Below are 25,649 nucleotides of genomic sequence, written 5' to 3'. Positions count from 1 at the left end.
TAATTAAAGTATGGAGGTATTAAGTGAAATTGCCAGTAAATAACCTAAACTTGGGAATAATATGTCAGTAAAATGCTTAAGCAGAGTGTATGGTAATTAAATCGAGTGATTATATTCTTAAGTAATAAAAGGCCTATCAAATGATAAGCCTTTATTTTAAAGCTATATTTTAATTAGTTACTATCATCACTAATACGACTTGCAACTGCGCTGGTTTGATCTTTATATTTAGCATCTTTACGCGTGTTGTACGGATTTTCAGCAGGGCCTGACATGGTCTCAAAGCTCATAGCGCCGATTTTCATCATTGGTCGTAATGCCAACGGCAATTTACCGGAGTTATAAAACTCTAACACGATATTACCAGACCAACCGGGATCAATCCGATGGGCCGTTACATGCACCATTAAACCTAGACGTGCCAAAGATGAACGGCCGTCAAGCCAGCCAACGATATCTGCCGGCAACGTGACTTTTTCATAGGTCATCGCAAGGGCTAATTCACCTGGGTGTAAAAAGAATGCATCGCCCTCTTTTAACACGATTTCATCGCTCATTATTGATTCCATTGCTTTATTAAGCTGATCTTTTGGACCACTTAAATCAACATAAGCTGCTGTATGATCTTGAAATACAAGAAACTTATTACCTAAACGTAAATCTGCCGTTACCCCAGAAATCATTTCATCGGTCGGACTTGGCTCAATAATAATACGCTGTTGGGCAATATATTCTTTAATATGGGTATCTGATAATCTCATTAATTAATCATCCGTAATCACAATTTCGACTGAATTATGATGGGGTTGTTGATAGTAAAGCATACTGGCAATCAGCCGCGCAGCATCAGCATATGTTTCACTCACCGCAGCCTGGTTATCCATCGCAATTAATTTGCCTTGCTCTGAGTATTCGCGAATATCAATCGCCAAAGGAATTTGCGACAACACAGGCACACCATGACGCTGAGCTAATTTTATTGCGCCATCCTTGCCAAACACATGATTTGGTTTGCCGCAATGTGAGCATAAAAAATGACTCATATTTTCAATCAAGCCCAATACTGGCACATTCACTTTATTAAACATGGCAATGCCTTTTTGCGCATCAGCAAGTGCTAAATCTTGCGGAGTCGTCACAATCACCGTGCCACTGGCAGGTACTTTCTGACTCATAGTAAGTTGAATATCCCCAGTTCCTGGTGGCATATCTACAATCAGGTAATCAAGTTCACCCCATGCAGTTTCATTTAACAGTTGCGTTAATGCGCCCGACGCCATCGGTCCACGCCAAACTGTGGCATCATCACTAGGCACTAAAAAGCCAATTGATTGTGCTTTGATGCCATTAGCGTCAAATGGTAGCAATTGCTTGTCATTTTTAGCCGTGGGTGTTGCTCCTTCAAGGCCTAGCAACATTGGAATAGACGGGCCATAAATATCCGCATCTAAAATCCCCACTTTCGCGCCTTCAGCTTTGAGTGCGCCCGCTAAATTTACCGCTGTGGTTGATTTACCCACACCACCTTTGCCTGATGCAATCAACACAATATGTTTTATCGCTTTGAACTTACATGCTTCAGTCAGCTCAATGCTTGCGTTAATTGTCACTGCTTGATTAAGTTGTTGGCTTACAAACGCTGCTACCTTTGGCATTTCAGATAACGCAGCAAATGGCAGCGTTAAATGAAGCAATATTGATTTATCATTTTTTGATTCAATGCTTTTAATGAATTTTTCATCAATGCCGACAGCAAAAGCGGCACTGCGATACCCTGCTAAGGCAGTAAGAATCGGTTGTTTTTGCACCGATTTAGAGGAGAATAGTTTCGACAATCCAAACATAACAATAAAATAGTGTTTCTTTGATGAAAATTGCCTCGGAATTATGTAACATTCAGGGCATTAACACCAGTCAATTAATGAAAATCGGCCAACCACGAAGGTGTTTCCTTTAGGTTTGCTGATAATATTATGATTTTCATCCGTTCCTTAACAGGAACCGTCAATTCGGAATGATTATGGCACAGCGAAAGATCCTCATTACCAGTGCATTACCTTATGCCAACGGCCCAACACATTTAGGCCATTTATTGGAATATATTCAGACTGATATCTGGTCACGTTTTCAAAAACTACAAGGCCACGAAGCTTATTATGTTTGCGCCGACGATGCCCATGGCACGCCAATTATGCTCAATGCACAAAAGCAAGGGATCACGCCGGAAGAAATGGTAAAAAATGTCAGCATTGAACGTCAACGTGACTTTGCAGACTTCAATATTAAATTTGATAACTACCACAGCACCCACAGCCAAGAAAACAAAGAGTTCAGCGAGCTTATTTATAATCGCTTAAACGATGCCGGTCATATCAAAAAGCATACTATTTCACAGTTATTTGATCCTGAAAAAGGCATTTTCTTACCCGATCGCTTTGTAACTGGTACGTGCCCAACCTGTAAGTCTGAAGACCAAAATGGCGACAGCTGTGACGCATGTGGCGCAACATATAGCCCAACAGAGCTTATCAACCCGCGCTCTGTGATGTCAGGTGCTGAGCCAGTACTTAAAGACTCTGAGCATTACTTTTTTGACCTGCCAGCATTTGAAGGCATGTTAAAAGAGTGGCTTCACTCCGGCACTATTCAGCAAGAAATGGCCAACAAACTAGACGAATGGTTTGCCGATGGCCTGCAACAATGGGATATCAGCCGCGATGCGCCCTACTTTGGCTTTGAAATCCCTGGTGCGCCTGGTAAATATTTTTATGTCTGGCTTGATGCGCCAATTGGTTACATGGCCAGCTTTAAAAACTTATGCGACAAACAAGGCATCGACTTTGATGCATTTTGGCAAGAAGGTTCTGACGCTGAGCTTTACCACTTTATCGGTAAAGATATTATCTACTTCCATAGCTTATTTTGGCCAGCAATGCTTGAAGGCGCAAAATTCAGAAAGCCAACCAATGTATTCGCGCATGGTTTTGTAACGGTTAATGGCGCTAAAATGTCTAAATCGAAAGGCACGTTTATTAAAGCGCGTACATATTTAGAAAACCTCGACCCTGAGTTTTTACGTTATTACTACGCTGCTAAACTTAACAGCGGCATCACCGATCTTGACTTAAACTTAGAAGACTTTGCACTACGTGTAAATTCAGACTTAGTTGGTAAAGTGGTTAACATTGCCAGCCGTTGCGCCGGTTTTATTACTAAAAAGTTTGACGGTAAATTAAGTGACACTGTCATGGAGCCGCAATTATTAGCTGAATTCCAAGCAGCTACCGATACCGTTGCTCAGCACTATGAAAACCGTGATTATAGCCGTGCTATTCGTGAAATAATGGCGCTTGCTGATAAAGCAAACCAATTTATTGATACCGCAGCACCATGGGTATTGATCAAAGACGAGACGAAACAAGAACAAGCTCACCAAGTGTGTTCGCTTGGGCTTAACTTATTCCGCGTGTTAATGACTTACTTAAAACCGGTATTACCGGGTATGGCGGCAAACGTAGAAGACTTCTTAAATGATGATCTATCTTGGCAAGGCGCGCAAACTGCGCTTGTTAGCCACCCTATCAATAAATTTAAACCGTTAATGCAACGTGTAGAAATGGATAAAGTAAATAAAATGGTCGAAGAATCAAAAGAAAGCTTACTCGCTGCAAAAGACAAAATCGATCCAAACAGCCCTTTGGCAAAAGAGCCTATTGCAGCTGAAATCGAATTTGACGATTTTGCCAAAGTAGATTTACGTGTAGCTAAAATAGCCAAAGCAGAGCACGTTGAAGGCGCTGATAAACTACTTAAACTAACGCTCGACTTAGGCGGCGAAACACGCCAAGTATTTGCAGGTATTAAATCAGCCTACGCCCCTGAAGACATTGAAGGCAAACTTACGGTTATGGTTGCCAACCTGAAGCCACGCAAGATGCGCTTTGGCATGTCAGAAGGCATGGTACTGGCAGCAGGCCCTGGTGGAAAAGAAATCTATATTTTGAACCCAGACGACGGCTCAGAGCCAGGTATGCGTGTAATGTAATTCGACTTTAACTAGTTAACACTAAAAAGCCGTTGTTTTAAACAACGGCTTTTTTAATTGCCAGAACAAATTGTTTTTCCAGCACATAAAATTGTGGGTGCTGAGGTTAGCGACCTGCGGCTACCCGGTTAACTTAACGTTTGGATGACCATAGCCAAATCATATAATTGGTAAAAGAAAAAATTATAAGTGGTATACCGAAAAACATTAAACCAAAATAAGGCCCTGTTAGTGCTGATATTAAGTAGTAACCTACACCTTTAAAAGGCTCACCTGAAATTAACTCAAATATACTTCTTAAAAAGCTCGATAAATACAGAGCTAGAAAGCCCATGCCCAAACCTAAAAGCTGTACTTGGTACTTTTTGGTTTGTCTGTGAGTTATTGGAGCAAAGTAATAGCCAACTATAAACCCTGAAAGTGCGCAAAAGCTACCGACGAGATCTGTGCCCAGCCAAATGAATAGTGGCCAACTGGCAAAAGATAAGATGACTGCATATTTCAGCCTTTCAGAAACTCTCAATATGGGCACCATGTTTAGTTAAGTTAACACCCGCATAAATTGCGGAAAATGCTTGGCTATAATTAGCGAAGAATGAGAGCCAGCCAAGCGTTTGAAGTCATTTCTGATGCGTTTATTATACCTTCTTTATCGGTAATTCACTTATTTTATAGACTCGAAAAGGTCCCATACAAAAAGTGATTAAGCCATCATTTTTCTTCGGAGCTCGGTAATTCACAGTAATATAAGCCTCATTTATCGTATCAGTCTTAATTGTAAAGGTTGATACTTTATAATCAGCTAGCTCATGATTGCTTTCAAAAGCATATGGTTCAGAAATAATTGTAGGAACATACAAGGTTACCCTATCAATTTCACCTAGAGAGATTACACCTCTTACAGCCTCAGCAACACCATAATTAACAGGGTAATAAACCGTTATTTCTGATAAATCAGCGAAATTATCTTGAGTTATAAACGCCGCTACTTTCTTTATTTCGCTTTTTTTATCACAAGAAAAAGTTGATATTGAAGTAAATAAAAATAACAAAACTAAAAGTTTCACTGAGCTTCCTTGAAGGTATAACAATTTTATCTACGACATTTATCTTTTTACAAACAGAAAAATATCCATATATTACAATGCATTTATCTTAGCTATCAAACAGATACCTGTAAACAACTAGTTAACTTTACCTCATTTTTTACAAATGCAGCAATATACAAAAATGCTAGAGATCAGTAATATCTGACAAAATCATAAACACTATTTTTATATACAGTTTATTGTTAGGTGAGAGTCAACAACGCTAAATTTAATCGCTAAGCTATTTTAAGTTTTAGCGCTGTTATTTTTTGCACTACTATTCTTTATCAGTGCTATCCTTTACCAGACTATAACAGCGCTTACTATTACTGTAATTCTTTTAGAAGCCTGTTTTTACGTGGTAAATAATAGTCATCGTAATCCAGTGAAACTATCACCCGCTTTGCCCTTCCGAGCAATTCAGCTCTTGGTACTAAGCCTATTACTCGTGAATCAGCACTGTTATCACGGTTATCCCCCATTGCTAAATACATATCTGTAGGGATGATAAGTGGATCAAAATTTTGCATATAAGAGCGCTGCTTAGCGAGTTTTACGGTATGTTTTATGCCATGCAAATTCTCTATTTCCACTCGGTTTATGGCGGTTTCAGCTACAGTTTCGTAATCAAGCTTTTCACCATTAATAACAAGTTGATTATTAACTAAAGCAACAGTGTCGCCCGGTACACCTATCACTCTTTTTATTAGGCGATTTTGTGCCGCAACAGAATCAAATACAATAATATCGCCGGCCTCTGGCTCGGCTAGTTTAACCAGCGAAATTTTAGTAAAAGGCACTCGTAGGTCATACGCCATTTTATCTGTCAATATACGGTCGCCCTCAACAATGGTTGGCTGCATTGAACCTGTGGGTACTTCGTACCAGTCAGCCACTGCACTTCTAAAAACACACATCAGCGAGATAAATACGATTAATGAGCGGTTATTTTTCCATATTTTATAAAGGTATTTCACAGTTTTGTTCCATAAGTTAGTATGTTATTTAATAGACAAAGCAGATATTTATCAGTTCAATCAACTTTGTAACAAGGCGTGTATTACTTCTATTAATTAAGGCTAATAAACTAATACCAGTCGTTTTTCGTAGTGATTTTTTAGTTCTTTTGATGGATACTATTTGGAAACAAATAATAATAACTACGTATATATGGAAATTACACAAGACAGACCAGCGCAAGCTAGCAAAGCTAAGTTTTGCTTAGACTTACTGCCTGGTAAATTAATCGACATTCAGTTCACCAACCCATTAAGTGTCAGATTTAAACTCTCTTTAGTTGGCTATGAAGCTGGTAAGTATTTAATTTTAAAGTACCCTGTCCAAGCAAAAAAAAGCCAATATGCTGATGTGTTAAAAGAAGGCAATGGCGCAATTGTACGCTATATAGTCGAAGGTGAACGTGGGGAGTGCGTCGCTTTTTCGACCACTATATTAGCTATTTCTTTTCGACCAGAAAAGTTACTTTACCTTGCTTACCCTAAGAATATTGAGAGTCGGCAACTGCGTGAAGTCAGCCGTTTACAAACCCATATACCAGCAAAGATTAGCATTAATAAATCGCATAGTTATGGCAGTGAAAATCTATTGCAAGGTTTGATCATCGATATTTCACCGACTGGTTGTCGCTTTACTGTGCATGTTAATTCAGGGTTTTTAGCGCTTAAGAAACGCCCCGTGTTTGTGCATGTTCTATCGCCTATCGACAACAGTGCCGTGGTGATCAGTGCGCATGTGCGCAACAATCAAATGCAGGGAGATCGTTTAAGTGTAGGCATCGAGTTTGCCGCACATGAACAACAAAAAATGCAAAACTTATTGGCCGCTTACACGATAGACATTGCTTAATAATTGCATGTTTAACAAATGAGAGTAACTAAATGTACTCTCATTGATAACTCGTTATTGGTTTTTAAACTGCTGCTTAGCTTTTTCAAGCTCACCTTCACCAATACCAAGTGAATCAGCGGCTTCTTTGATTAAATGAGGCTGGGTCATTACTAAGCCCATTAGTGCTTGTAACTTCTCTGGCGGAATACCGAGTTGCTGCACAAGTGCCATTGCCATCATTGGGTTTTGAGTAAATGCTTGAAAAAGTTCGTGTACTTTTTCATCGCTAACATTGTGCTCTTTTAATGTTGCTATAATTGGGTTCATGTTTTTGCCTTAAATCGCTTTATAGTTGCCCATAGTTATATGGGCAAATATTGGTTTTTAAACTAATGAACTAATAATACAACTTTTCCGGCATTTTCGTTTCGTTCAAGAATGGCGTGTGCCTCACCAGCGTCTTGCCAAGGCAACGTTTTATAAATATTAAAATCAAACTGTTGATTTGCTATATCGTCATAAAATTTTGCTACAAACTCATCGCGTAGTTGGCGTTTAAACGCTTGACTGCGATTGCGCAGTGTTGAGCCATGAAACGAAATACGCTTTTGTAACAAGAGTGCAAAATCTACTTCTGCGAAGCGACCATCTAAAAATGCCAGCATAATTATTTGGCAATCCATGGCGGCGATTGCTGCATTTTTACTTAAATAGCGCCCAGATACCGGATCAACAATCACGTTCGCCGTTAAACCATGGTTTTGCATGTAAGCAACAAAATCGTCGGTTTTGTAGTTGATTACATGATCGGCACCAAGCGCTTTGGCGTGTTCGCACTTTTCATCGCTACCTGCGGTAATAACAACCGTTGCCCCAATACGTTTAGCCATTTGAATAGCTGCCCCACCCACGCCACTTGCGCCAGCATGGATCAGTGCTGTTTGGCCTGCTTGTAACTTACCAAGTTGAAATAACGCACCAAACGCGGTTAAGTATACTTCGCTGATCGCTGCACCTTGCGCCATAGTTAAATCACTTGGTAAAGCCATTAATTGTGCTGCATCGACCGCTACATATTCGCTATATGCACCGCCTGCACACAAAGTAAATACCGCTTTATTACGCCAGCTTTGATCAACCTCGGTGCCAAGATCAATCACAGTGCCTGCGCATTCAAGCCCTAGAATGGGGCTGTCGCCCTGTGGCGCTGGATACTTACCTTGACGTTGCATACAATCAGCGCGGTTCACGCCGATAGCAGCAACTTTAATTAACACTTCATTATTTTTTAATTGCGGTTTAGCGGTGTCGCTTAATGTTAAATGCTGATCTTGATGAGAAATAAATTGCATTGCAGCTCCTGAATTGATGAGTTAATCGATTTTACGCCACACTTCGGCTTCAACTAACTTACCATTTTCTGTTAAAGAATGATGCCACAAATCTCCTTCAATTTTGTAATCAAAAGCCATGGTTTTGCCAAGCAACGATTCAATATTACCGTAAGCAAAAGTCTCTACAAATTGTTGGTTTTTTAAGGTGTACTGCCCGCCACCTGCATAATGAAACTGGCCATTTTTTTGGGTGATGTAATTAAAATGAGTGGCGGTTATTAGTTTAACTGAGGTCAGCTCTGGTGCTTTGGCAGTCACATAACCTTGTTCAACTGCATATTTCCCTTCCACAAACTCCCAACTGCCTAATAGCGGGTTAGCTATAACCAGCGGTGAGGTGATAAATAAACTTGCTAATAATAAAGATTTCATGGTTTTCCTTGGTTTTTATTTTATGTAAGCTTACCTTTTTACACACCAAAAATTAATCAGACTTATGGGTAATAACCCCCGGCTGAAATCGCCAACTTTGTTTGTATGGATACACATCAGCCAATTGCCCAGCATTGATATCAGCTTGGCACTGAAGCCAAAAATCAGGACTAAATAAGTCTTGATGTTGCTGGCAAAAATGACTAAATGCTTGCTGATCAGCACTAAAAAACACTTTAAACTGACTCGGGAATACATCATTTTCGGCAACATCAAAATAGCTTTCGCTGCTTAGTTCATCAAAACTATTTTCACTGCTCGGTAAGTCTCTAAAGTTACAATCAGTTAATGGGCAAATTTCATCATAATCATAAAATACCACGCGCCCCCAACGGGTCACACCAAAGTTTTTCATCAACATATCACCGGGGAAAATATTAGCCCCGGCTAACTCTTTAATCGCCTTGCCGTAATCAAGCATTACATTATTCAGTTGTTTATCGTCACATTGATTGATGTATAAATTAAGTGGTGTCATTTTGCGCTCAACGTATACATGCTTAAGCACTAAGGCTTTATTTGCAATAGCCATGCTTGAGCCGATACTCGCTCGCATATGGGTAAGCAATTCATCGCTAAAACGATTTAAATCAAATGCTAAATAACGAAATTCATGGGTGTCGACTAAACGGCCGACTCTATCCGCTTGTTTTACAAAGTCGTATTTTGCCATCACCTGTGCTTTGGTTGATGTTTTAGGCGCGCTAAATTTATCTTTTATTACCTTATAAACATAATCTGAGCCAGCAGTGGTAAATACTAGCATTACCATGCCTGGCGTGCCGGGGGCAATAATGTACTTATCATCTATTGGACTATTGTTGGTGGTGTCGACCTTATAGCGATAAAACTCTGTTTTGGCATGTTTAATAAAGCCAATGGCATTGAATAATTCAAATCGTTGCTTATGTGGCATTAGCACTGATAAGTAATCTACATAGCGCGCGGGTTGGTCGGTATCAACCATAAAGTAGGTGCGAGCAAAGCCGAATAATAAACTCAGTTGATCTGCGCCCATCATCACCGCATCAAGCTTTAAACCGCTTTGGGTATGTAAAATAGCGACAGCAAAGGGCATGTTATCGCCATTTTTAGCAATACAACGACCTATTAAGTAGCAGGCTTTATTTCTAAAAAACAGTGAATTAGCGTATTCAATATAGCCATCGTTTAAATTCATCAGCTCATACACTTGACGACATTGCTGCTGCGCACCTAACGCCAAAGTACGCTGCAAAATATCAACATCATGAGCTAAATCTGTAAATCCAACTCGAAAAGCTTGTCGATAAATAAGTTGCTCCACCGCCTGGCTAAAGCCATTTTGCAATGAAATACGACTTACTAAATTATCAAATGGCCGAGATTTAGTGCGGTATTTGGCTTTTAAAACAAATAGATGCACGGTGCGAATTTTTCTATCATCCCAAATCGAGCCAAAAGTTGAATTAAAAAATGTATGCGCAATCGGTTGGTTTTCATGATCTTGCACCATTTGGCCATAAATATGCTTTGCCTGCTGCCACAGTCGCGGATCGTTGAGCTCTTTAAATGCAATGACTCGCACCGCTTCACTAACATTTTTAACCTGCCTCTCATATACTTGTAAACGCTCGCGCATTGCCGATTGTACACTTTGCCATTGCCGTTGCTCAAAACGACTTTGTGCACCTAAGGTAATATTTAAAAACTCAGCAAACATCGCTTCAAAGCCTGCGAATACGGCACGCGCTAATTTGGTCGCAATGACTTGCTCAATTGCGTTGTTAGTTTGAGTCGATAACGTATTTGCTGTTTTTAGCTCTAGCATATTTCTATCACTTATGATGACTATGTCTATTTAGTGGTTTACACACCTTAGCAAGCACGCTTTAATTTAGATAATTAATACAGCGAATGAATAAGATTGATCAAATGAATATAAGAAATGTCGATCTCAACTTGCTTGTGTACTTAAATGTACTGATAGATGAGCGAAATGTCTCGAAAGCGGCAAATAAATTAGCATTAACCCAACCAGCAATGAGTAATGCACTAAAACGTTTACGTGATTTATTTGACGATCCGCTCCTAGTTCGTGCCGCAGGCTCTATGACTCCTACTGCAAAAGCGCTGAGTTTAAAACCTGAAATAGAAGCGCTGTTAAAAATGGCTGAGGCAATAACCCAACCCAGTGATATGTTTGATCCAACCACTGGCGAACTCACCTTTAGAATTATGGCGAATGATTATTTAGAATCAACGCTAGTCGCGCCTTTTATTACCCAGCAACTCAATAAACATCCAGGACTTAATTTTGATGTGCTTAGCCCCAGCGATGTTAGCCTGCAAGATATGGAAAAGGGCAGCATTGACTTAGCCATCAATCGCTTCAACGGCCTACCACGGTCTTTTCATCAGGCCAGTGTCTGGCGCGATAACTATTGCTGTTTAATGCATCCAGCTAACCCATACTTAAAACAGCCTGATCTAGAGCAATACTTAGCGTCAGAGCATATTTGGGTAAATCGTGCAGGCTGGGGGGCTGAAGCTGCCGTCACGAATAAATCAGGTAGCCAAAAGCTGGGATGGGTAGACGAAGCTCTTTGGCAGCTTGAACAAACCCGTCATATTCGGGTGTTTACTCGTCATTACATGGTGGCAAGTTTGCTATGCCAATCGCCACAACTGATCGCCACACTACCAAGACGACAAGCAATGCTGCTAACTAAACATACCGAGTTAGTGATTAGTCCTGTGCCGTTTCAAATTGTCCCAATTGAAGTAAAAATGCTTTGGAGCCCTTTACTGCATCATGCCAGCCCACACCAATGGTTACGCCGCGAACTGCAAGCGTTCGCTAATACGATTGCTGATCGCTAGAAAGCTCTAATTAAAATGGAGCTCTCTCGTTATTATTGATTAAATCAATATCAGTTATTGAAAACAACAATTTCATAAATAGTGTGCTTAGGGCTACAGTGAAGTCATACCAAATGAGTTAACCACTAACACTGAGAGACAACATTATGATGCAAACTACAGCAAGCTTCACCCAACAAGACGGATTATTTATCGACGGCCATTTACATGCGTTCATCGAACAACAACTTTGTAAGCAAACCACCCTTGAGTGTAATGATGTTTACCAAGCATTGGCGACTCTGGTTGATGAATTTGGCTGTCAATGTCGTAAAAACAAACATTTTGACAATGACAGTTTAGATGTACAAACGTTATTGCATGCGTATCAAGTTGAGCATAATCACCCGCATTGTCATGTTGATGCACAAACAACAACTGCGGTATTAGATGAATATTGCTGTCAGGTGCCAGCTATTATTGTTGTTGCTTTAATGGATACATTAAGCGGTACACCAAGCGATGAACACAATGCAAAAGCAATTTATCAACGTGCTGCAACACTGACTAATCGCCCTTGCATGTATCGTGCAAAGCTCTACAACGCCAATGCAGCGTAGCTCATGAAACTTTTAAACGCTCGATTATCCTTTGTGTAAAATCACTGCAACTGAGGATGGTCGAGTTTTGCTGCTCTGCTTGTAAATCAAAGGTCACTTCACCGGCTATGAATGTCTGTTGCAAAGCCAGCTCTATACTGTTGGCCGCTTCGTGCCAATTCATAAACCGTAGCATCATCACCGCACTTAAAATACTACTGGTAGGATTTGCACTATTTTGTCCAGCAATACGCTCAAACGTGCCATGAGTTGGTTCAAAAAAAGCCACTTCATTATTTAAATTTGCTGCGGGCATAATACCGATACCGCCCACTTGTGCAGTCAACATATCTGCTAGATAATCGCCATTTTGGTTGGTTGTTACCACTACATCAAATTGCTCAGGATTCATTAACGCTTGCTGGAGCATGTTATCTGCAATCACTTCTTTAATAACTAACGGTGCCAAGCCCTCACGCGGTATTTCTAGCCAACGGCCATTACTGTGTGGTATTGCTGAGAACTCAGTTTGCGCCACGGCAAACCCCCAACGCTTAAACGCACCATCAGTAAATTTAAGTACATTGCCTTTATGCACTACCGTTACCGAGTCACTATTTTGTTCAAGCGCATACGCTATTGCATAGCGCACTAGCCGCTCTGACCCTTCTTTAGAAATATTTTTAATGCCAATACCACATTGTTGATCAAAGCGCAGACGGGTTACGCCCATTTCTTGGCATAAAAAATCCAGCATTTTTTCGGCTTCGACACTGCCAGCTTGCCATTCAATTCCAGAGTACACATCTTCAGAGCTATCGCGGATCACAACAATATTGGTATTTTCAGGTTTTTTTAACGGTGACGGTAATGCGCAATAGCCTTTAATCGGCCGCATATTTACAAACAAATCCATTTCATGACGAAGAGCAACATTGAGTGAACGAAAACCTCCGCCAATCGGCGTGGTTAAAGGCCCTTTAATCGCTATTTTAAATTGCCGAACCGCATGAATTGTCTCTTGCGGAAACCAATCCCCATCATATAGCTGCGCAGCTTTTTCACCGTTAAAGACTTCCATCCAGTGAATTTTTCGCACTCCTTGATAACATAACTGCACAGCATGGTTCACAATGTCGCGCATACAAGGGGAGATATCCTGCCCTACTCCATCACCATCAATGTAAGCAATGATCGGCTGCGCCGGAATATGCCACACGCCTTTATTATCAATGCTAATTTGTTCACCCTTTGGTGGGATTTCAATGTGTTGATAACCCATAACCTGCCATATTTTTATTATAAAATATCATATAAACATTAAACCATGGTTGGCAGTGAGTGTCGTGGTTTTAGCATCTATACTTATCATTCAACAATAAAATAGTGAACGGATTTTATGCTTTACTCGGTCTTCTGTGAGCAATTAAAAACCATTAAGTACCAGATATGAAACTGTTTAATCGAATTTTATTCGTTACTTGTTTAGCGAGTACATCTGTTTTCGCAGCCCAGCTTGATCCTCAAAGATTAACCGAGCTGTCAAAAAGCAAGCAGCAGATAATACTGCAATGGCTGAATTTTAGTCTTGAGCAAACTCAGGCAACTTTAGGCCCACTGCCATACTCTAATTTACCCATTTATTTACACCCTCGGTATATTGCATTTGAACCCGTGCCTTGGGGAAGTGTGCGCCGTGGTGATCCAGATGGCATAGAGTTACATTTTGATCGCTTTGCCAGTTTTACACAATTACGCGATGACTGGACCCTCTACCATGAAATGGCACACCTTTACTTACCGTTACTACCCTATTCGGGCTTCTGGTTAAGTGAAGGATTTGCAACCTATATGCAAAATATAATAATGCGTGATAGTAAAGTGATCACTAGGGAGCAATTTATACAACGACTATCTGCAGGGCTTGAACGCGGACGTCAGCAAACGCGAACAAAGCAACAGCCATTAAGTGAACTTGCCGACGATATGTGGCAACAAGGTGCACAACAAAGAGTTTATTGGAGTGGTAGCGCATTTTTTATTGAAGCAGAGCTGGCTTTACAGCAACAAGGACAAAGCTTGACACAATTAATAAAACGCTATAACGAGTGTTGTTATAGCTCAAAAACAACAGCAAAAAAACTGGTCACAACATTTGATCAGCTTTCACGCAGCGCCATTTTTTCAACCTTATATGCCCGTTATACACAGCGTACTGATTTTCCGGACATTACCCGTGAGCAGCTTATTTTACTGAGGTGAGTGACATAAAATATCATCAATTTCATCAAACACTTGATAAACTAAATGGCTATCTAACATCACGCTATCGGCTTTAAGGGCTTTGTCTAACTTGATTGCATGTTGGTACAATGTTTCGCACTCAAACATTCCAGCAGTTCCTTTTAGCATATGAACACTTTGTGCAAACCCTGTCATATCGCCATCTGTATATTGCTTGGTTATTGTTTCTCGCTGCTTTTTAAGCCCTTTTATGTACACCTGTTTAAGCACCTCAAATTCATGCTCTGGCAATTTTACATCTTCAAGCATTTCGATATCTAAATAACTAGCAATTTTATGACTAAATTCACTGCGGTCAATTGGTTTGCCTATATGATCAATAAACCCTTGTTTTAGATAGCGATCAACTTCATGCTTCATAGTATTTGCTGTAAGGGCAACAATGGGGGTCGTTAATCCTGTTGCCTGCATAATATGAATCGCTTGTTCGCCATCCATTACTGGCATTTGAATATCTAATAAAATCAAATCAAATTGATGATCTAGGGTCGCTTGCACTGCATCTTTGCCATTTTCTACCGCAGTAACCGTTAACCCCATTCGCTCTAAAATACGTTTGATCAATTCACGGTTTTCAGGATGATCTTCCGCTACCAGCACTTCACCCACGAGATTTCGCTGATCTTGACTTGGCAGCTCTTTTTCTTTGCTTATAGAGATCTCATCAAAACTATTGATCCAACGTACTCGTTCAGGCATATATAGCGCGATATTGAGGCTAAACTCACTGCCACTGCCAACATGGGAATGAACGGTGATATTACCATCTAACTTTTCGGCTAAACTTTTTGAAATATTTAAACCGAGTCCTGTACCGCCATATTTACGTGAGATCGATGAGTCAGCCTGATAAAACGGCGTGAACAAGTCTTGTTGCTCAGCCTCTGTCATCCCGATGCCGGTATCTTTAACTTTAATGACAAGCTGCTCTTTAGTGCAACTCACCACTAATTGAATATGCCCTACCGTGGTAAATTTTAATGCATTAGCTGTTAAGTTTAACAATATTTGTCGTAATCGGGTTGGATCAGAAATAATCCAATCAGGCAGTGGGAATTGGTAATCAACTTTAAATTTAAGACCTTTATCACGAATTTGTTTGCCTAATAGCGATTCTATATGCGCAATGGTTGCAAATAAGTCAGTCTCGACTAAATCAATTTCAAGGCGATTGGCCTCTATTTTTGACATATCAAGTATGTCGTTTATGAGTCCTAAAACATGGCGGCTGTTTTGTAAAATAACCCGAATACCATGATTTCGTTCGTGAGGCTTAATATCGCCTAAAATAATACCATCTGCGTAGCCTATAATAGAGGTCATTGGCGTACGTATTTCATGACTCATATTTGCTAAAAAACGGCTCTTAGCTTCACTGGCATCAGTGAGTTCTGACGCCAATTGTTGTAACTCCTGCGTACGCAATTGCACTTTTTGCTCGAGGTTTTTAGTAAGCTCAACATTCTCATCATGTAAGATACTAAATTTATTTGCCACTGCAAACGCGAGTAACATCGCATCTAAGGCGGTGCCAATCAAACCTAATAAGTACAGATCGATTGCAATCGGCGTCAGTACACCTAAATTAGTTAAATTTCCCACCATATTAGGAATTGCCATCGCTAGGTAAGCAAAGACAAAGTATCGCGCGGGTTTAAAACCACTCATCCAACTGCGAACCCCTATGTACATGCCTAAGCATAAGGTGCACCCCGTTACTATGGTTGCCCAAATAAACCCAAAACCTGGCCACATAGCAGCGAAAGGCAAACCTGCGGTTGCCACCACAGCTAATATAATTGATGCTTTGGCTAATTGTGGAAAACTGTCTTTTAGCTTAAGCAAATTATTGAAAAATAAAATGTTAGTTAATGGTATTAAAACAAACCCTAGCCAATGAAAATGGGCATTATAAAAACCAAATAGTTGATCTGGAATATGGAAAAACTGGCTCCAGGCAAATACCCAGCATGCTGTAAATAAGGCGTAATAAAGGTGAGTTACATCCCGTGCGCCAAAATATATTAATAAGTTATACAAACCCAGCGCAATGCCTACCCCAAAGCACAACATCATCACCATATTTTCGATGGTGATCTGGGTAAAGAAGTCTGCATAGGGTTTTAATACCAGTTTAGGAGGAGTGTAAAAGTAGTCACTTTCATACTTGGTGATCAAAAAGTAACGCTTGCCTGGTGTAAGTGCTATTTTATTGCCGTAATGAAAAGCAAATTCGTTTTTTTCAATCCCCCCTGTTATGTAACGCGCGGCCTCAGATGTGGGATCGGCCATATCATATACACGTGTTTCAATACGCGATACTAAGGTGTTGTAAGGGAACAACACTAATTCAGCTAGCTGAGTCTGATTTTCAAGTTCGACAACTAACCAATAACTTCCGCCATAATATGTGGTACTTGTTTGTGGTTTTTTATTGTCAAGCCACGTCGCAATCTGAGTGCTGTTATCAGGAAACCCTTCATAACTTGCCGCTAATAAGGTACCAACTTGAAACAAATTTATATCTTGTTGTTGCTCTGTATAAACAAACACACCCGCTGACTGTGTTGCTCGCACTTCGCAGACATATATTGTTAGCAAGCCTAAAAAGACTACATAGCAAAAACCTTGTATTGCTTTTAACAGCATACAATACGCCTCAGTTTAATGACAAAAAGATTAGAACTGATAACTGATATCCAAACCATAGCGGCGACCTTCCCCTTTAAAATCTTCCAACATGCCAAGGAAAGAGCTCAAATCAAACTTCAAATTACTGTACTCACTGGCAAATAAATTTTTCCCCCACAGTACAAAACCTAGGTTATCTAATTGATAACGAATATTACCATTGACTAAACTATAACCATCTTGCATAGCATACGGATTTTGGTTTTGATCAAAATAATAGTCTGATTGATAATCCACTAGTAATTGTGTTGTTAAGGGATTACCAGCAAGCTCTAAACGATATTCTACGCCTGCACTAACATTCCACTTTGATGTAAATGGCAGCCGATTATGAGTCAAACTGTTACCCAAAGGATCAACAAATTCTTCAAATTCCGCATGGGGAATGTAACCCATCGCAAAACGCATTGAAAGTGCTTTAGTCGCTTGATAATCGAGTTCAGCTTCAAGGCCATAGATCACTGAATCACCAACGTTCTCTAATAATTGCACGGGTGGCTTTTGTGGTGAGTCTGATGGTTGGTTCATAAACACTTGCTGATCATTATAATCATAATAAAAAGCAGCCCAATTAAACCGCACACCTTGCTCAGGCCACCATGATTTAGTACCAATTTCATGCGCATTGAGACGCTCTTTGCCATAGTCAGCTAATTCGGCTTGCTCTGGGGAAGATAAAAACCCGCCATTATAACCACCACTTTTAATCCCATTTGCAAAACGGTAATAGCCATGGGTTGTATCGTTAATAAGGTAGTTCACAGCAAACTGGCCAGAAAAACCATTATCAGATTGCTCGCCTTGCACATGATAAAATGGCACTAAAACCCCTGCTAAATCACTCGGATCAACTACCATATTTAATTGTGCCACTGAGTCATAATCAAGTGACTCATAGGAATAACGTAGTCCAACACTTAGCAACCAATCTGAATTAAGTTGATAGTCTAACTGGCTGAAAGCGGCAATATTTTGCGTGTCAATTTGGTTATCATAGAAGAAGGTTGCGGTTAAGTCGGTGGCTAATATACCGCGATAATCTCTTAAAATATCGTTAATATTATCTTGTTTGATTGATTCATCTGCGTAATATAAACCACTGGTTAAAGTATGTTTGTTCCATTGCGTTTGCAAGCGTAACTCTTGGCTAAATAAGTGAGTATCTAAACCTAGATTTCCTTCGCATAATCGCGCTGGTGAGCCATCACAATTAAATGCATGATCGCGCTCTAATTGGTTATAACTACTAATCGAAATAATTTCGTTAAACTCATTTAATTGCCAATTAATATGTGCACTAAACCCTTTACCATCCGTTTTATGCGGAGAATCGTTATTAACTTTAACCGTGTAAAAGTCATCACTGGCATCATTGAAGCCAAAGTTATCATAGCAATTTGTCGAACCAGCTTCGCTAGGACTACATAACTGACCTGTTAATGGATCCGCCACTACACCGATATTACCGACAGGCTGCACAATACCCTGCCAATCTTCGAGGTGCGCTTGTAACAATACCTGTACAGTATCAAACTCACTTAATAGTGATAGCCGTGCATTGGTTTGTTGCATTCCAGCGGTAGGTGATTGTGCAAAAGTATTGGTGGTTGAATAGTCATAGTCTTGATGATTTAAAGCGACACGAAACGCGCTGTTATCACTTAATTGATTGTTATACATAGCATCAATACTAAACGCGTTATTATTTGCTATACCCGCTGTTAAATACCCCGACTCGTTAAATTCAGGGCGTTTAGTGCGAATTAAAATTGCTCCGCCAGTTGAATTGCGGCCAAATAAAGTCCCCTGCGGACCACGCAAAATATCCACTTGCTCAATATCAAAGAAGTTAACGATCTGATTACTTGCAGATCCTACGGCAATGTCGTCTACATAAATAGCCACAGGCGAGGTGTTCGCCGTATTGTAGTCAACTAAACCAACCCCCCGGATATTCACCGCCGGTGGCGTACCTTCAGCCGCATTTTGGCTGATTTTTAAATTAGGCGCGAATACCGATAACTCTGTTGAATCTTTATAATGTTGATTTTTAAGGCTATCACCTTTGACCTGACTAATGGCAATACTAACATCTTCAATTGCCTGCGCGCGTTTTTGGGCGAACACCTCAATGACTTCGAGGCTTTGGCTAGAGCCACTCGAATCGTCATTTTTTGCCTGTGCAGCCACAGCAAAAACGAGGCTCGACGAGCACAGCAGCAATATATGATTTGAAAAAGGATAACGTTGGCTTTTCATTAGATGGTGAACCTTAATACCGACAATGTAAAGATATTGTAATTATTTACGATTATAGACTAATTTATTGATTAAAGTCGCCAAGTTATCCATTAATTAGCTAGTTTTACTGCGCTTCAAAGGCATTTTCACCACTGATCTGCTGCGGATACCCACACAGTGCTCGTGCTGTTTGCATTCCAGCCATAACCGCAGCTTCAACACAACCTGCATTAACACCTGTTTTGATCCAATCGCCGGTAATAAATAAATTACTAAATTGCGTGCCATCAGTTGCTAAACGATATTGACTGGAACCTGAAACCGACAGCACATAACGCTCACTTGGATCAACATTCACTCGCCAGTACTGTTGATCTAAGCGCGCTGATTCTGGCACGTCATGCTGTGTATATAAAATGGACCAATCAAAGTCATTATCGTTATAAGCTAACGGCCATAATGGCTGCATATTAGTTGTTAATAGTTGTGTTAAGTTAGTTTTTACTTGTGCTTTTGCCCGTGCAGGGAAACCATGATCACTCTGTGGTGGATACTCTTGACAAGGAAATGCACTACAAAAATAGGCAATATTCTGCGGACTATTGCTTGCAGGCCACTGCTCTTTATCAATTAAGTTTTGCATTGCAGCCCAAGTATCAAACGGTTCGCTAAAACCACTCAAAATAGGCCCTTCTTCACTTGGCGGCATATACTGCCAACCTAACTGTTGATCTGTTTTATTTAACCAAATCTGACTGGCTTGTGTAGCTACCGAAAGAACATTTTTAGCCTGAGCAGCAAAGTTGTCGTCTATTGCTAATAATTGTGGGCAAACATGCTCTAATGAAGCAACTGAGACCCCAAGGATCAGCCGGTCAAAATCATCTTTAAACTGCAGTGTTTTAGTTGGTAGTTGTGCGCCAAAATGTGCTTGGTAACAGCTGGGCCAATCACTCCAAAATGATTCTAAATTTATATTATTCTGCTTTAGTAACAGGGCCTGCTCGTGGTTTATCTGCTGATAAAGAGGCTCACTTGGCCAGCAAGCTAAGTTTTTCACATCAATTAATGGCTGATACTCTGATGAGTTATTTAAACTCACTTGCTGTTGTAATAACACAGAAGCAACACAGTTTTGGCCACTTTCATCAATCCCAGGTGTAAGTTGCTGTAGTTGATGGAAGAATTCAAAGTTAACGCCTCTTTGTTTTAATAGTTCATACAATGGCGCAAAAATAACATCGCCCATTCCCGCCTGCATTTTCCACATTACCCCACCGCGATAACACAATGCGATTCTAAGCATGGCAAGTGCAGCAACTCCAGCTTCTACATTTGGTTTTTTAAAATCACCTTGTGGGTAGGCAAACACTAAATCATAAAAACCACGCACGGGCGCAGAATCGACACTGTATTGTTTATTCGCACCATTTTTTAATAACCATTGACGAAAATCATACTTGTTAATGACCCCAAAACCATCGCGATAAACTTTATCTTTAATCAATCCAACCAGCATCGCTATCGCTAAATCGGCACAAATATAAATACGCCTCAACTCTGCATTGTCATCCAGTAACTCGGTTAACTCTTGGTTAATCCAGCGTTTTAGTTTTCTGACAATATACCAAATCACTAAACTATCTTTCTTCTCAGAAATTTGTGGCTGCAGTGTGTTGTTACTTTGCACAAAGCTATTTAATTTATCGACAAGTAAGCTAGGTGTTGAAGTGATTTCTTGATTGAGATTTTGTATATCGTTGGTAAAGGTTTGCCATGCATCACTGCCATCAGAAACCAAGGTCTGAATTTGTTGATGAAAATGGCGTAGTAGGTATCTATCTCGTGGTTTTTTTGTCGTTAATTGTGTGCTCTTAGCTTGGACTCTGGCGGCCAGTTCAAATTGTGGTATCCATTTTTTTAGCCATGCAAGGGTCATTTTTACAAAGTCCCACACGGTAATATCTAAACTCCCATTCGCAGGATTGCCAGGTAAAACAGGAAAGTCTATAGGCCACGTTTGCCACTGTTCATCAATGTGCTCCTCAAGGGCAATAAAACTATGCGGTTTAAGTGCTTGTTGCCAGGTACTCAGTGCACTCGTTGGCGGACGCTGTAGCTTGTCGTATACAGTTTCAATGGTTTTAAAACTATTAACATAGGCACCAAACCAGACATGTAAACCATGCTCTTCTATGCGCTGCCCCATAACAGCATTACGGCCACTGGCTCCTTTTCCTCCTAAACGCCAACCTTGTTGGTACACTGTAATATGTCTTTTTTGCTGCCAATTAGGTTGTTCAGTCAGGTATAAAGCAGCCGTCATTGCGGCAACACCACCGCCTATAATAACTATTTTTTCTTGCTCCATAATGGATCCTTACTTAGGGAGTATTTGTGTAGCTTGAAGTTGGTCAAAATCCATCTTGATATAAAACGGCAAATACACAGCTTGCGCTCCTAGCTGTAAACCAAACATTTGCGCTAAAGGAAAACTATCTAGTAGCTGTAAATGTAGCTGATAAGCACCACTGAGTAGCTTAAATTGATGGATTTTCTTTATTTCTGAAGGAGAGTGCATAACTGCTTGAAAAACAGCCTTATCGCCTTGCCCGTCAGGAAATTGCTTAAATAGTATTTGATCCATCTGTGGATTCACAAAACCCTGTAACAGCTGCTTTAATAGCGAAAAATCAATACCAAGATGATCCCCATCAAACAAATTGGCGACATGCTCGCCAAAGTCCTCTAATACAGATAATAAGCCATCGCTTTGCGTCTTGACGTTTTTGGTGACTGAAAATAAATGCTGTGATTGTAATTTTGACGTTGGCGAAAAATGCTTAAAACAATCCAGTGAAACTGAAAAGTCGGTTATATCACTTACCGAACTGGGCATCTGGTAATCACATAAATATTTATTGTAACCCCATGTTTCTCTGCCGTTTATTAATGCATAAACATTATTTACGCAAATAAACGCCGGATACCAATAAAGATGAGTAATATCTTCATCATTGCCTTGCTTTTCAACCTTTGCAACTGGTAACCAAATAATAATATCAGTCTCTTGCATCCAACCGTGCTCACTAAAAGGCGGCGTTAATGAGGCAATTTTTTCTATGTCGGTAAAGGTTAATAATGCATATTCGCCTATGCCTTTAAAATATAACTCATCCGTTGCAACAATATTAAGCGTTGTATCGATATACTGTTGAACTTTATCCTGATCTATTTTTGCAAAAAAACCATACATATTTGCATTAGTCATTCGACATGGTGGCTTTGCAACAGGGTTTGATAAAAAGTGACTATAAGGAGGTAGTTGTACGGTCATGATTTATAATTATTTTATTGGATAAAAAAATAAGTATAGCCAAGATTTTTTACAAGGTAGTAATTTCAGTTAATTATTTTCAGTGAGCAAGTATTGGCTATATTGTTGATAACCAAAGCTATCGAAGCCTTTTGACAAGGGATTCATAAACCCATGACCGTAGTCTGCACGCTGGCATTGCACTTTGATTTGCTGCTCTAAACAAGCGAGCACAGGAAGAATATCAAAGTGCACTTCTTGCTTCGCAAAAATAAACTCGCAGGCCACGCTGGCAGACAAATCTAAATAATGACGAACTTGATTTGGATAAAATGCCACTAATCTTTTTATCTGTGAATTTTTCACAGTTGCTTGGCTTCGCCACGCAGCGGCTCCACCAGCACTAAAACCGATTACCGTAGTTGGTTTAGTTACTCTACTAAGAATGGTATTAAGCTTGTTGAAATAGTTATCGTGACCACACTCAGTGATAAATAAATCATACTGTAATTGCTCATCAATCACTGGCTGCAATTGCCCATCGTACGGATCGACAATTATGCTTTTAGCGTTAAATTGCCGTGCAAAGTGACTCAAATGAGCGGTTTTACCAAAAATATCACTAACGATAATGTATTCCATAGCCAAATCTTATTATTTACAGTTAAATTACCGCACAACAGTTAAAATACCGCTAAACGTCTTTTTCAGATTAGCTAATTAAAATACAGCAGTTAAAATACAATGGCTAGAATAAAGTTAAAATAATGCTTGCGTAAATAAAATTACTGGGGTAAATTGTCCTCTTGGTCCTAAAAAAGCCTCGCGGTTAACCTCTTTACCCTGATCCAGTAATCCCCGCAAAACGTATATTATAGAGCTAAGTTATTGTACGGCGAGAACCCCAATTCAGACTACGGCATATTTTTAAATAGTCGCATAAATGTCATAAAGATCGTCAACACTGTAATGAAGCTAAACACAACACGGTCTATCTAATTGTGCTTTGAAAGCTAATAAAGAAATTAGCGCACATTAAAGATAACAAGAAAAAAGTGAGTTTTATTATGTCTTATAGTTACAACGGATCTATGATCCAAATCGCACATCCAGTGCAATCAATTTCAGTAAATAAACAACGTGTTATTTTTTCTGATACACAAGGTTTAAAAAATACCTTATTTACAAAAGCAAGTGACGCACGTCAATTTGTTAAATGGTTAAAAGCCAATTAATCGATAATGATTTGCTTCCTCGCAATTTAAATGACGCCAGCTAATGCTGGCGTTTTGCTTTTTTTAAGCTAACTATTCAACAGCTGCTACACTTAGTATATTAATAATTTATCTGTGGTTGAATTAATGCATTATGCCTTTCGTTATGCTTTTTTATCATTGTTAATTAGCACTCCTTTGCATGCTAAAACAATTGATTGGATAGTCACTGACTTTGCCCCTTATTATATTTTTAACGATCAATACGCAGGAACAGGCCGCGATGAAGGTGTTATCGCCTTATTAGAACAACAGCTTCCTAGCTATACATTCAACCGTACTATTTTTCCATCAAGTCGCACAATACAGGAGCTGTCTAACCCAAATCATACTTACTGCATGCTCTCGCTATACCAAAGCCCGCACCGCAAACAACACATCAGCTTTAGTGAACAGACTTCGACGGTTGGCTTATCGCCTTCTATTGCTATTCACCAAGAGCTTGTGCAACATCTCAAGCTTGAAACAAGTACACCTGTATCATTGAAAACCCTACTCAATCAATACCAACTTGCACTGGGGATTTCTATGAGCCGATCATACGGTAATGCTATTGATGCAGTAATTAATAATAGTGCCGACGCATCCATAATTATTCGACCTGGTCGCGATACCCTTGCCAGTTTGACTTACATGTTAAAGAAAAAGCGCATTGATATTTTATTGGGCTACCCAAGCGAGCATTACTATTTAGCAAAATCGATGGGGTTTGAAGATCAGTTAATGCAATTGCCTCTGACTGAAGCTCCCGATCTGAGTTATGGCTATATTGGCTGTACTAATACCGAGCAAGGTATCGCACAAGTTGAAGTGCTTAATGCAGCACTGAAAGAAATAAAACAACAACCAGCCTACCATGAAGTGTTATTACGTTGGTTACCAGATAATTTAAAACCGTTACTAGAGCAACGTTTACAAGCAAACAAAAACGCCCCAACTGAGTGAGGCGTTTATCAATATTAGCATATTTATTTAACCTGAATTCAGGTTAGGTTTTACTTACGCACACCTTCAATATATAAACCAATATCAACATGTGTAGATGCAGGACCTAGGTTGTAATCAATACCAAAATCAGCAAGCTTTAAACTGGTTTCACCTTCAAAGCCAACTCGGTAACCACCCCATGGATCTTTACCTTCACCAATTTTATCGATTTCAAAGGTAATCGTTTTTGTTACACCATGAAGGGTAAACTCACCTGTTACATCAGCTTCATCACCCTCTTCATCAAACTTAATTGACGTACTTTTGAAGGTCGCTGTTGGAAACTTATCAACATTTAAAAACTCTTTACCACGTAAATGCTTATCACGTTCAGCATGGTTCGAATCGATACTTTTAGTATCAATATTAACCATGATCTGTGATGCATCTGGGTTAGCTGCATCGTAGCTAAAGCCGCCGTCAAAAGTATTAAAACGACCGTGTAACCAGCTATAACCTAGATGCTTAATTTTAAAATTTACAAATGCATGGGCACCTTGAGTGTCAATAACATAATCTGCAGCGTGTGCAGTATTAGCACCAAACAATGTTGCTGCTACTGCAGCTGAAAGTAATATTTTTTTCATTT

Annotated in this window: 23 protein-coding genes; 7 read left to right on the top strand and 16 right to left on the bottom strand. The window is 39.8% G+C overall.

The window, feature by feature from the left end:
• Window positions 1-173: 173 nt before the first annotated feature.
• Both dcd and apbC read right to left on the bottom strand, forming a co-directional pair.
• Entirely contained in the window at window positions 174-761 is a 588-nt protein-coding gene (gene dcd / locus H5162_RS02295; RefSeq protein WP_182777540.1) for a dCTP deaminase, read from the bottom strand.
• Window positions 762-764: 3 nt separating this feature from the next.
• Complete coding sequence (apbC, locus tag H5162_RS02290; RefSeq protein WP_182730978.1) at window positions 765-1,844, bottom strand: iron-sulfur cluster carrier protein ApbC; 1,080 nt, start codon at window positions 1,842-1,844, stop codon at window positions 765-767.
• Between the two features lie 176 nt (window positions 1,845-2,020).
• On the opposite strand from apbC, the gene metG reads away from it, so the two are divergent.
• Window positions 2,021-4,045 (top strand): methionine--tRNA ligase, encoded by a 2,025-nt coding sequence (gene metG, locus H5162_RS02285; protein WP_182759796.1) that lies wholly within the window; start codon window positions 2,021-2,023, stop codon window positions 4,043-4,045.
• 133 nt (window positions 4,046-4,178) lie between these two features.
• On the opposite strand, the gene H5162_RS02280 is transcribed toward metG, so the two are convergent.
• From H5162_RS02280 to lepB, 3 genes are all read right to left on the bottom strand, one after another.
• Window positions 4,179-4,568 carry a hypothetical protein gene (locus tag H5162_RS02280; RefSeq protein WP_182777538.1) on the bottom strand — a complete coding sequence of 130 codons (390 nt, stop codon included), beginning with the start codon at window positions 4,566-4,568 and terminating at the stop codon, window positions 4,179-4,181.
• A 115-nt stretch (window positions 4,569-4,683) separates the two neighbouring features.
• Entirely contained in the window at window positions 4,684-5,112 is a 429-nt protein-coding gene (locus tag H5162_RS02275; protein ID WP_182777536.1) for a hypothetical protein, read from the bottom strand.
• 347 nt (window positions 5,113-5,459) lie between these two features.
• Window positions 5,460-6,110 carry a signal peptidase I gene (lepB, locus tag H5162_RS02270; protein ID WP_145233690.1) on the bottom strand — a complete coding sequence of 217 codons (651 nt, stop codon included), beginning with the start codon at window positions 6,108-6,110 and terminating at the stop codon, window positions 5,460-5,462.
• 163 nt (window positions 6,111-6,273) lie between these two features.
• Here lepB and H5162_RS02265 point away from each other — a divergent pair, with 163 nt between their 5' ends.
• Window positions 6,274-6,999 (top strand): flagellar brake protein, encoded by a 726-nt coding sequence (locus tag H5162_RS02265; RefSeq protein WP_259397101.1) that lies wholly within the window; start codon window positions 6,274-6,276, stop codon window positions 6,997-6,999.
• A 54-nt stretch (window positions 7,000-7,053) separates the two neighbouring features.
• Here the strand turns inward: H5162_RS02265 and H5162_RS02260 are convergent, their stop codons facing one another.
• The 4 genes from H5162_RS02260 to aceK all read right to left on the bottom strand — a co-directional run bounded on the left by H5162_RS02260 (window position 7,054) and on the right by aceK (window position 10,617).
• A complete protein-coding gene (locus tag H5162_RS02260; RefSeq protein ID WP_145233688.1) occupies window positions 7,054-7,308 on the bottom strand; it encodes a DUF2999 family protein in 255 nt (84 codons plus the stop codon).
• 62 nt (window positions 7,309-7,370) lie between these two features.
• Window positions 7,371-8,333 (bottom strand): zinc-binding dehydrogenase, encoded by a 963-nt coding sequence (locus tag H5162_RS02255; RefSeq protein ID WP_182777534.1) that lies wholly within the window; start codon window positions 8,331-8,333, stop codon window positions 7,371-7,373.
• 21 nt (window positions 8,334-8,354) lie between these two features.
• Window positions 8,355-8,747: a hypothetical protein gene (locus H5162_RS02250; RefSeq protein ID WP_182734820.1), complete on the bottom strand. Its 393-nt coding sequence runs from the start codon at window positions 8,745-8,747 to the stop codon at window positions 8,355-8,357.
• Between the two features lie 52 nt (window positions 8,748-8,799).
• Window positions 8,800-10,617, bottom strand: coding sequence for a bifunctional isocitrate dehydrogenase kinase/phosphatase (aceK, locus tag H5162_RS02245; RefSeq protein ID WP_182777532.1), 1,818 nt, complete (start codon window positions 10,615-10,617; stop codon window positions 8,800-8,802).
• A 104-nt stretch (window positions 10,618-10,721) separates the two neighbouring features.
• Between aceK and H5162_RS02240 the strand changes: the two genes are divergently transcribed.
• Both H5162_RS02240 and H5162_RS02235 read left to right on the top strand, forming a co-directional pair.
• On the top strand, window positions 10,722-11,669 hold the full coding sequence (locus H5162_RS02240) for a LysR family transcriptional regulator (protein ID WP_145233680.1): 948 nt from the start codon (window positions 10,722-10,724) through the stop codon (window positions 11,667-11,669).
• A gap of 149 nt (window positions 11,670-11,818) precedes the next feature.
• Window positions 11,819-12,268, top strand: coding sequence for a hypothetical protein (locus H5162_RS02235; RefSeq protein ID WP_149981184.1), 450 nt, complete (start codon window positions 11,819-11,821; stop codon window positions 12,266-12,268).
• Between the two features lies 1 nt (window position 12,269).
• Here the strand turns inward: H5162_RS02235 and icd are convergent, their stop codons facing one another.
• The gene (icd, locus tag H5162_RS02230; RefSeq protein WP_182777530.1) at window positions 12,270-13,529 is read right to left on the bottom strand and encodes an NADP-dependent isocitrate dehydrogenase; all 1,260 of its coding nucleotides are present in this window, start codon (window positions 13,527-13,529) and stop codon (window positions 12,270-12,272) included.
• Window positions 13,530-13,696: 167 nt separating this feature from the next.
• Here icd and H5162_RS02225 point away from each other — a divergent pair, with 167 nt between their 5' ends.
• On the top strand, window positions 13,697-14,509 hold the full coding sequence (locus tag H5162_RS02225; RefSeq protein ID WP_182777528.1) for a hypothetical protein: 813 nt from the start codon (window positions 13,697-13,699) through the stop codon (window positions 14,507-14,509).
• On the opposite strand, the gene H5162_RS02220 is transcribed toward H5162_RS02225, so the two are convergent.
• The 5 genes from H5162_RS02220 to H5162_RS02200 all read right to left on the bottom strand — a co-directional run bounded on the left by H5162_RS02220 (window position 14,498) and on the right by H5162_RS02200 (window position 23,441).
• Complete coding sequence (locus H5162_RS02220; RefSeq protein ID WP_182734828.1) at window positions 14,498-17,200, bottom strand: 7TM diverse intracellular signaling domain-containing protein; 2,703 nt, start codon at window positions 17,198-17,200, stop codon at window positions 14,498-14,500. The two genes, H5162_RS02225 and H5162_RS02220, sit on opposite strands and share 12 nt — an antisense overlap.
• Before the next feature lie 30 nt (window positions 17,201-17,230).
• Complete coding sequence (locus tag H5162_RS02215) at window positions 17,231-19,501, bottom strand: TonB-dependent receptor (protein ID WP_145233672.1); 2,271 nt, start codon at window positions 19,499-19,501, stop codon at window positions 17,231-17,233.
• Window positions 19,502-19,607: 106 nt separating this feature from the next.
• On the bottom strand, window positions 19,608-21,854 hold the full coding sequence (locus H5162_RS02210) for an NAD(P)-binding protein (protein ID WP_182734830.1): 2,247 nt from the start codon (window positions 21,852-21,854) through the stop codon (window positions 19,608-19,610).
• Between the two features lie 9 nt (window positions 21,855-21,863).
• A complete protein-coding gene (locus H5162_RS02205; RefSeq protein WP_182777526.1) occupies window positions 21,864-22,820 on the bottom strand; it encodes an acetoacetate decarboxylase family protein in 957 nt (318 codons plus the stop codon).
• A 69-nt stretch (window positions 22,821-22,889) separates the two neighbouring features.
• Window positions 22,890-23,441 (bottom strand): dienelactone hydrolase family protein, encoded by a 552-nt coding sequence (locus H5162_RS02200; RefSeq protein ID WP_182734834.1) that lies wholly within the window; start codon window positions 23,439-23,441, stop codon window positions 22,890-22,892.
• 449 nt (window positions 23,442-23,890) lie between these two features.
• Here H5162_RS02200 and H5162_RS02195 point away from each other — a divergent pair, with 449 nt between their 5' ends.
• Window positions 23,891-24,034, top strand: a complete 144-nt coding sequence (locus H5162_RS02195) for a hypothetical protein (RefSeq protein WP_182717921.1) — start codon at window positions 23,891-23,893, stop codon at window positions 24,032-24,034.
• 126 nt (window positions 24,035-24,160) lie between these two features.
• The gene (locus H5162_RS02190; RefSeq protein WP_145233663.1) at window positions 24,161-25,018 is read left to right on the top strand and encodes a TIGR02285 family protein; all 858 of its coding nucleotides are present in this window, start codon (window positions 24,161-24,163) and stop codon (window positions 25,016-25,018) included.
• Window positions 25,019-25,068: 50 nt separating this feature from the next.
• On the opposite strand, the gene H5162_RS02185 is transcribed toward H5162_RS02190, so the two are convergent.
• Window positions 25,069-25,647, bottom strand: coding sequence for a YceI family protein (locus H5162_RS02185; protein WP_145233661.1), 579 nt, complete (start codon window positions 25,645-25,647; stop codon window positions 25,069-25,071).
• Window positions 25,648-25,649: the final 2 nt, after the last annotated feature.

The sequence above is a fragment of the Pseudoalteromonas sp. SR41-8 genome, assembly GCF_014163915.1.
Classification (GTDB): Bacteria; Pseudomonadota; Gammaproteobacteria; order Enterobacterales; family Alteromonadaceae; genus Pseudoalteromonas; species Pseudoalteromonas rhizosphaerae.
This window is presented reverse-complemented; position numbering and strand designations above follow the sequence as displayed.

Excerpts from the sequence above, each read along its gene's own strand:
- H5162_RS02240 (WP_145233680.1), top strand. The coding sequence starts at position 10,722 with ATGAATATAAGAAATGTCGATCTCAACTTGCTTGTGTACTTAAATGTA.
- H5162_RS02255 (WP_182777534.1), bottom strand. The coding sequence starts at position 8,333 with ATGCAATTTATTTCTCATCAAGATCAGCATTTAACATTAAGCGACACC.
- H5162_RS02190 (WP_145233663.1), top strand. The coding sequence starts at position 24,161 with ATGCATTATGCCTTTCGTTATGCTTTTTTATCATTGTTAATTAGCACT.
- H5162_RS02250 (WP_182734820.1), bottom strand. The coding sequence starts at position 8,747 with ATGAAATCTTTATTATTAGCAAGTTTATTTATCACCTCACCGCTGGTT.
- H5162_RS02195 (WP_182717921.1), top strand. The coding sequence starts at position 23,891 with ATGATCCAAATCGCACATCCAGTGCAATCAATTTCAGTAAATAAACAA.
- metG (WP_182759796.1), top strand. The coding sequence starts at position 2,021 with ATGGCACAGCGAAAGATCCTCATTACCAGTGCATTACCTTATGCCAAC.
- H5162_RS02215 (WP_145233672.1), bottom strand. The coding sequence starts at position 19,501 with ATGAAAAGCCAACGTTATCCTTTTTCAAATCATATATTGCTGCTGTGC.
- icd (WP_182777530.1), bottom strand. The coding sequence starts at position 13,529 with ATGGGTTATCAACACATTGAAATCCCACCAAAGGGTGAACAAATTAGC.
- H5162_RS02235 (WP_149981184.1), top strand. The coding sequence starts at position 11,819 with ATGCAAACTACAGCAAGCTTCACCCAACAAGACGGATTATTTATCGAC.
- H5162_RS02225 (WP_182777528.1), top strand. The coding sequence starts at position 13,697 with ATGAAACTGTTTAATCGAATTTTATTCGTTACTTGTTTAGCGAGTACA.
- apbC (WP_182730978.1), bottom strand. The coding sequence starts at position 1,844 with ATGTTTGGATTGTCGAAACTATTCTCCTCTAAATCGGTGCAAAAACAA.
- H5162_RS02205 (WP_182777526.1), bottom strand. The coding sequence starts at position 22,820 with ATGACCGTACAACTACCTCCTTATAGTCACTTTTTATCAAACCCTGTT.
- H5162_RS02200 (WP_182734834.1), bottom strand. The coding sequence starts at position 23,441 with ATGGAATACATTATCGTTAGTGATATTTTTGGTAAAACCGCTCATTTG.
- H5162_RS02210 (WP_182734830.1), bottom strand. The coding sequence starts at position 21,854 with ATGGAGCAAGAAAAAATAGTTATTATAGGCGGTGGTGTTGCCGCAATG.
- H5162_RS02185 (WP_145233661.1), bottom strand. The coding sequence starts at position 25,647 with ATGAAAAAAATATTACTTTCAGCTGCAGTAGCAGCAACATTGTTTGGT.
- aceK (WP_182777532.1), bottom strand. The coding sequence starts at position 10,617 with ATGCTAGAGCTAAAAACAGCAAATACGTTATCGACTCAAACTAACAAC.
- dcd (WP_182777540.1), bottom strand. The coding sequence starts at position 761 with ATGAGATTATCAGATACCCATATTAAAGAATATATTGCCCAACAGCGT.
- H5162_RS02220 (WP_182734828.1), bottom strand. The coding sequence starts at position 17,200 with ATGCTGTTAAAAGCAATACAAGGTTTTTGCTATGTAGTCTTTTTAGGC.
- H5162_RS02260 (WP_145233688.1), bottom strand. The coding sequence starts at position 7,308 with ATGAACCCAATTATAGCAACATTAAAAGAGCACAATGTTAGCGATGAA.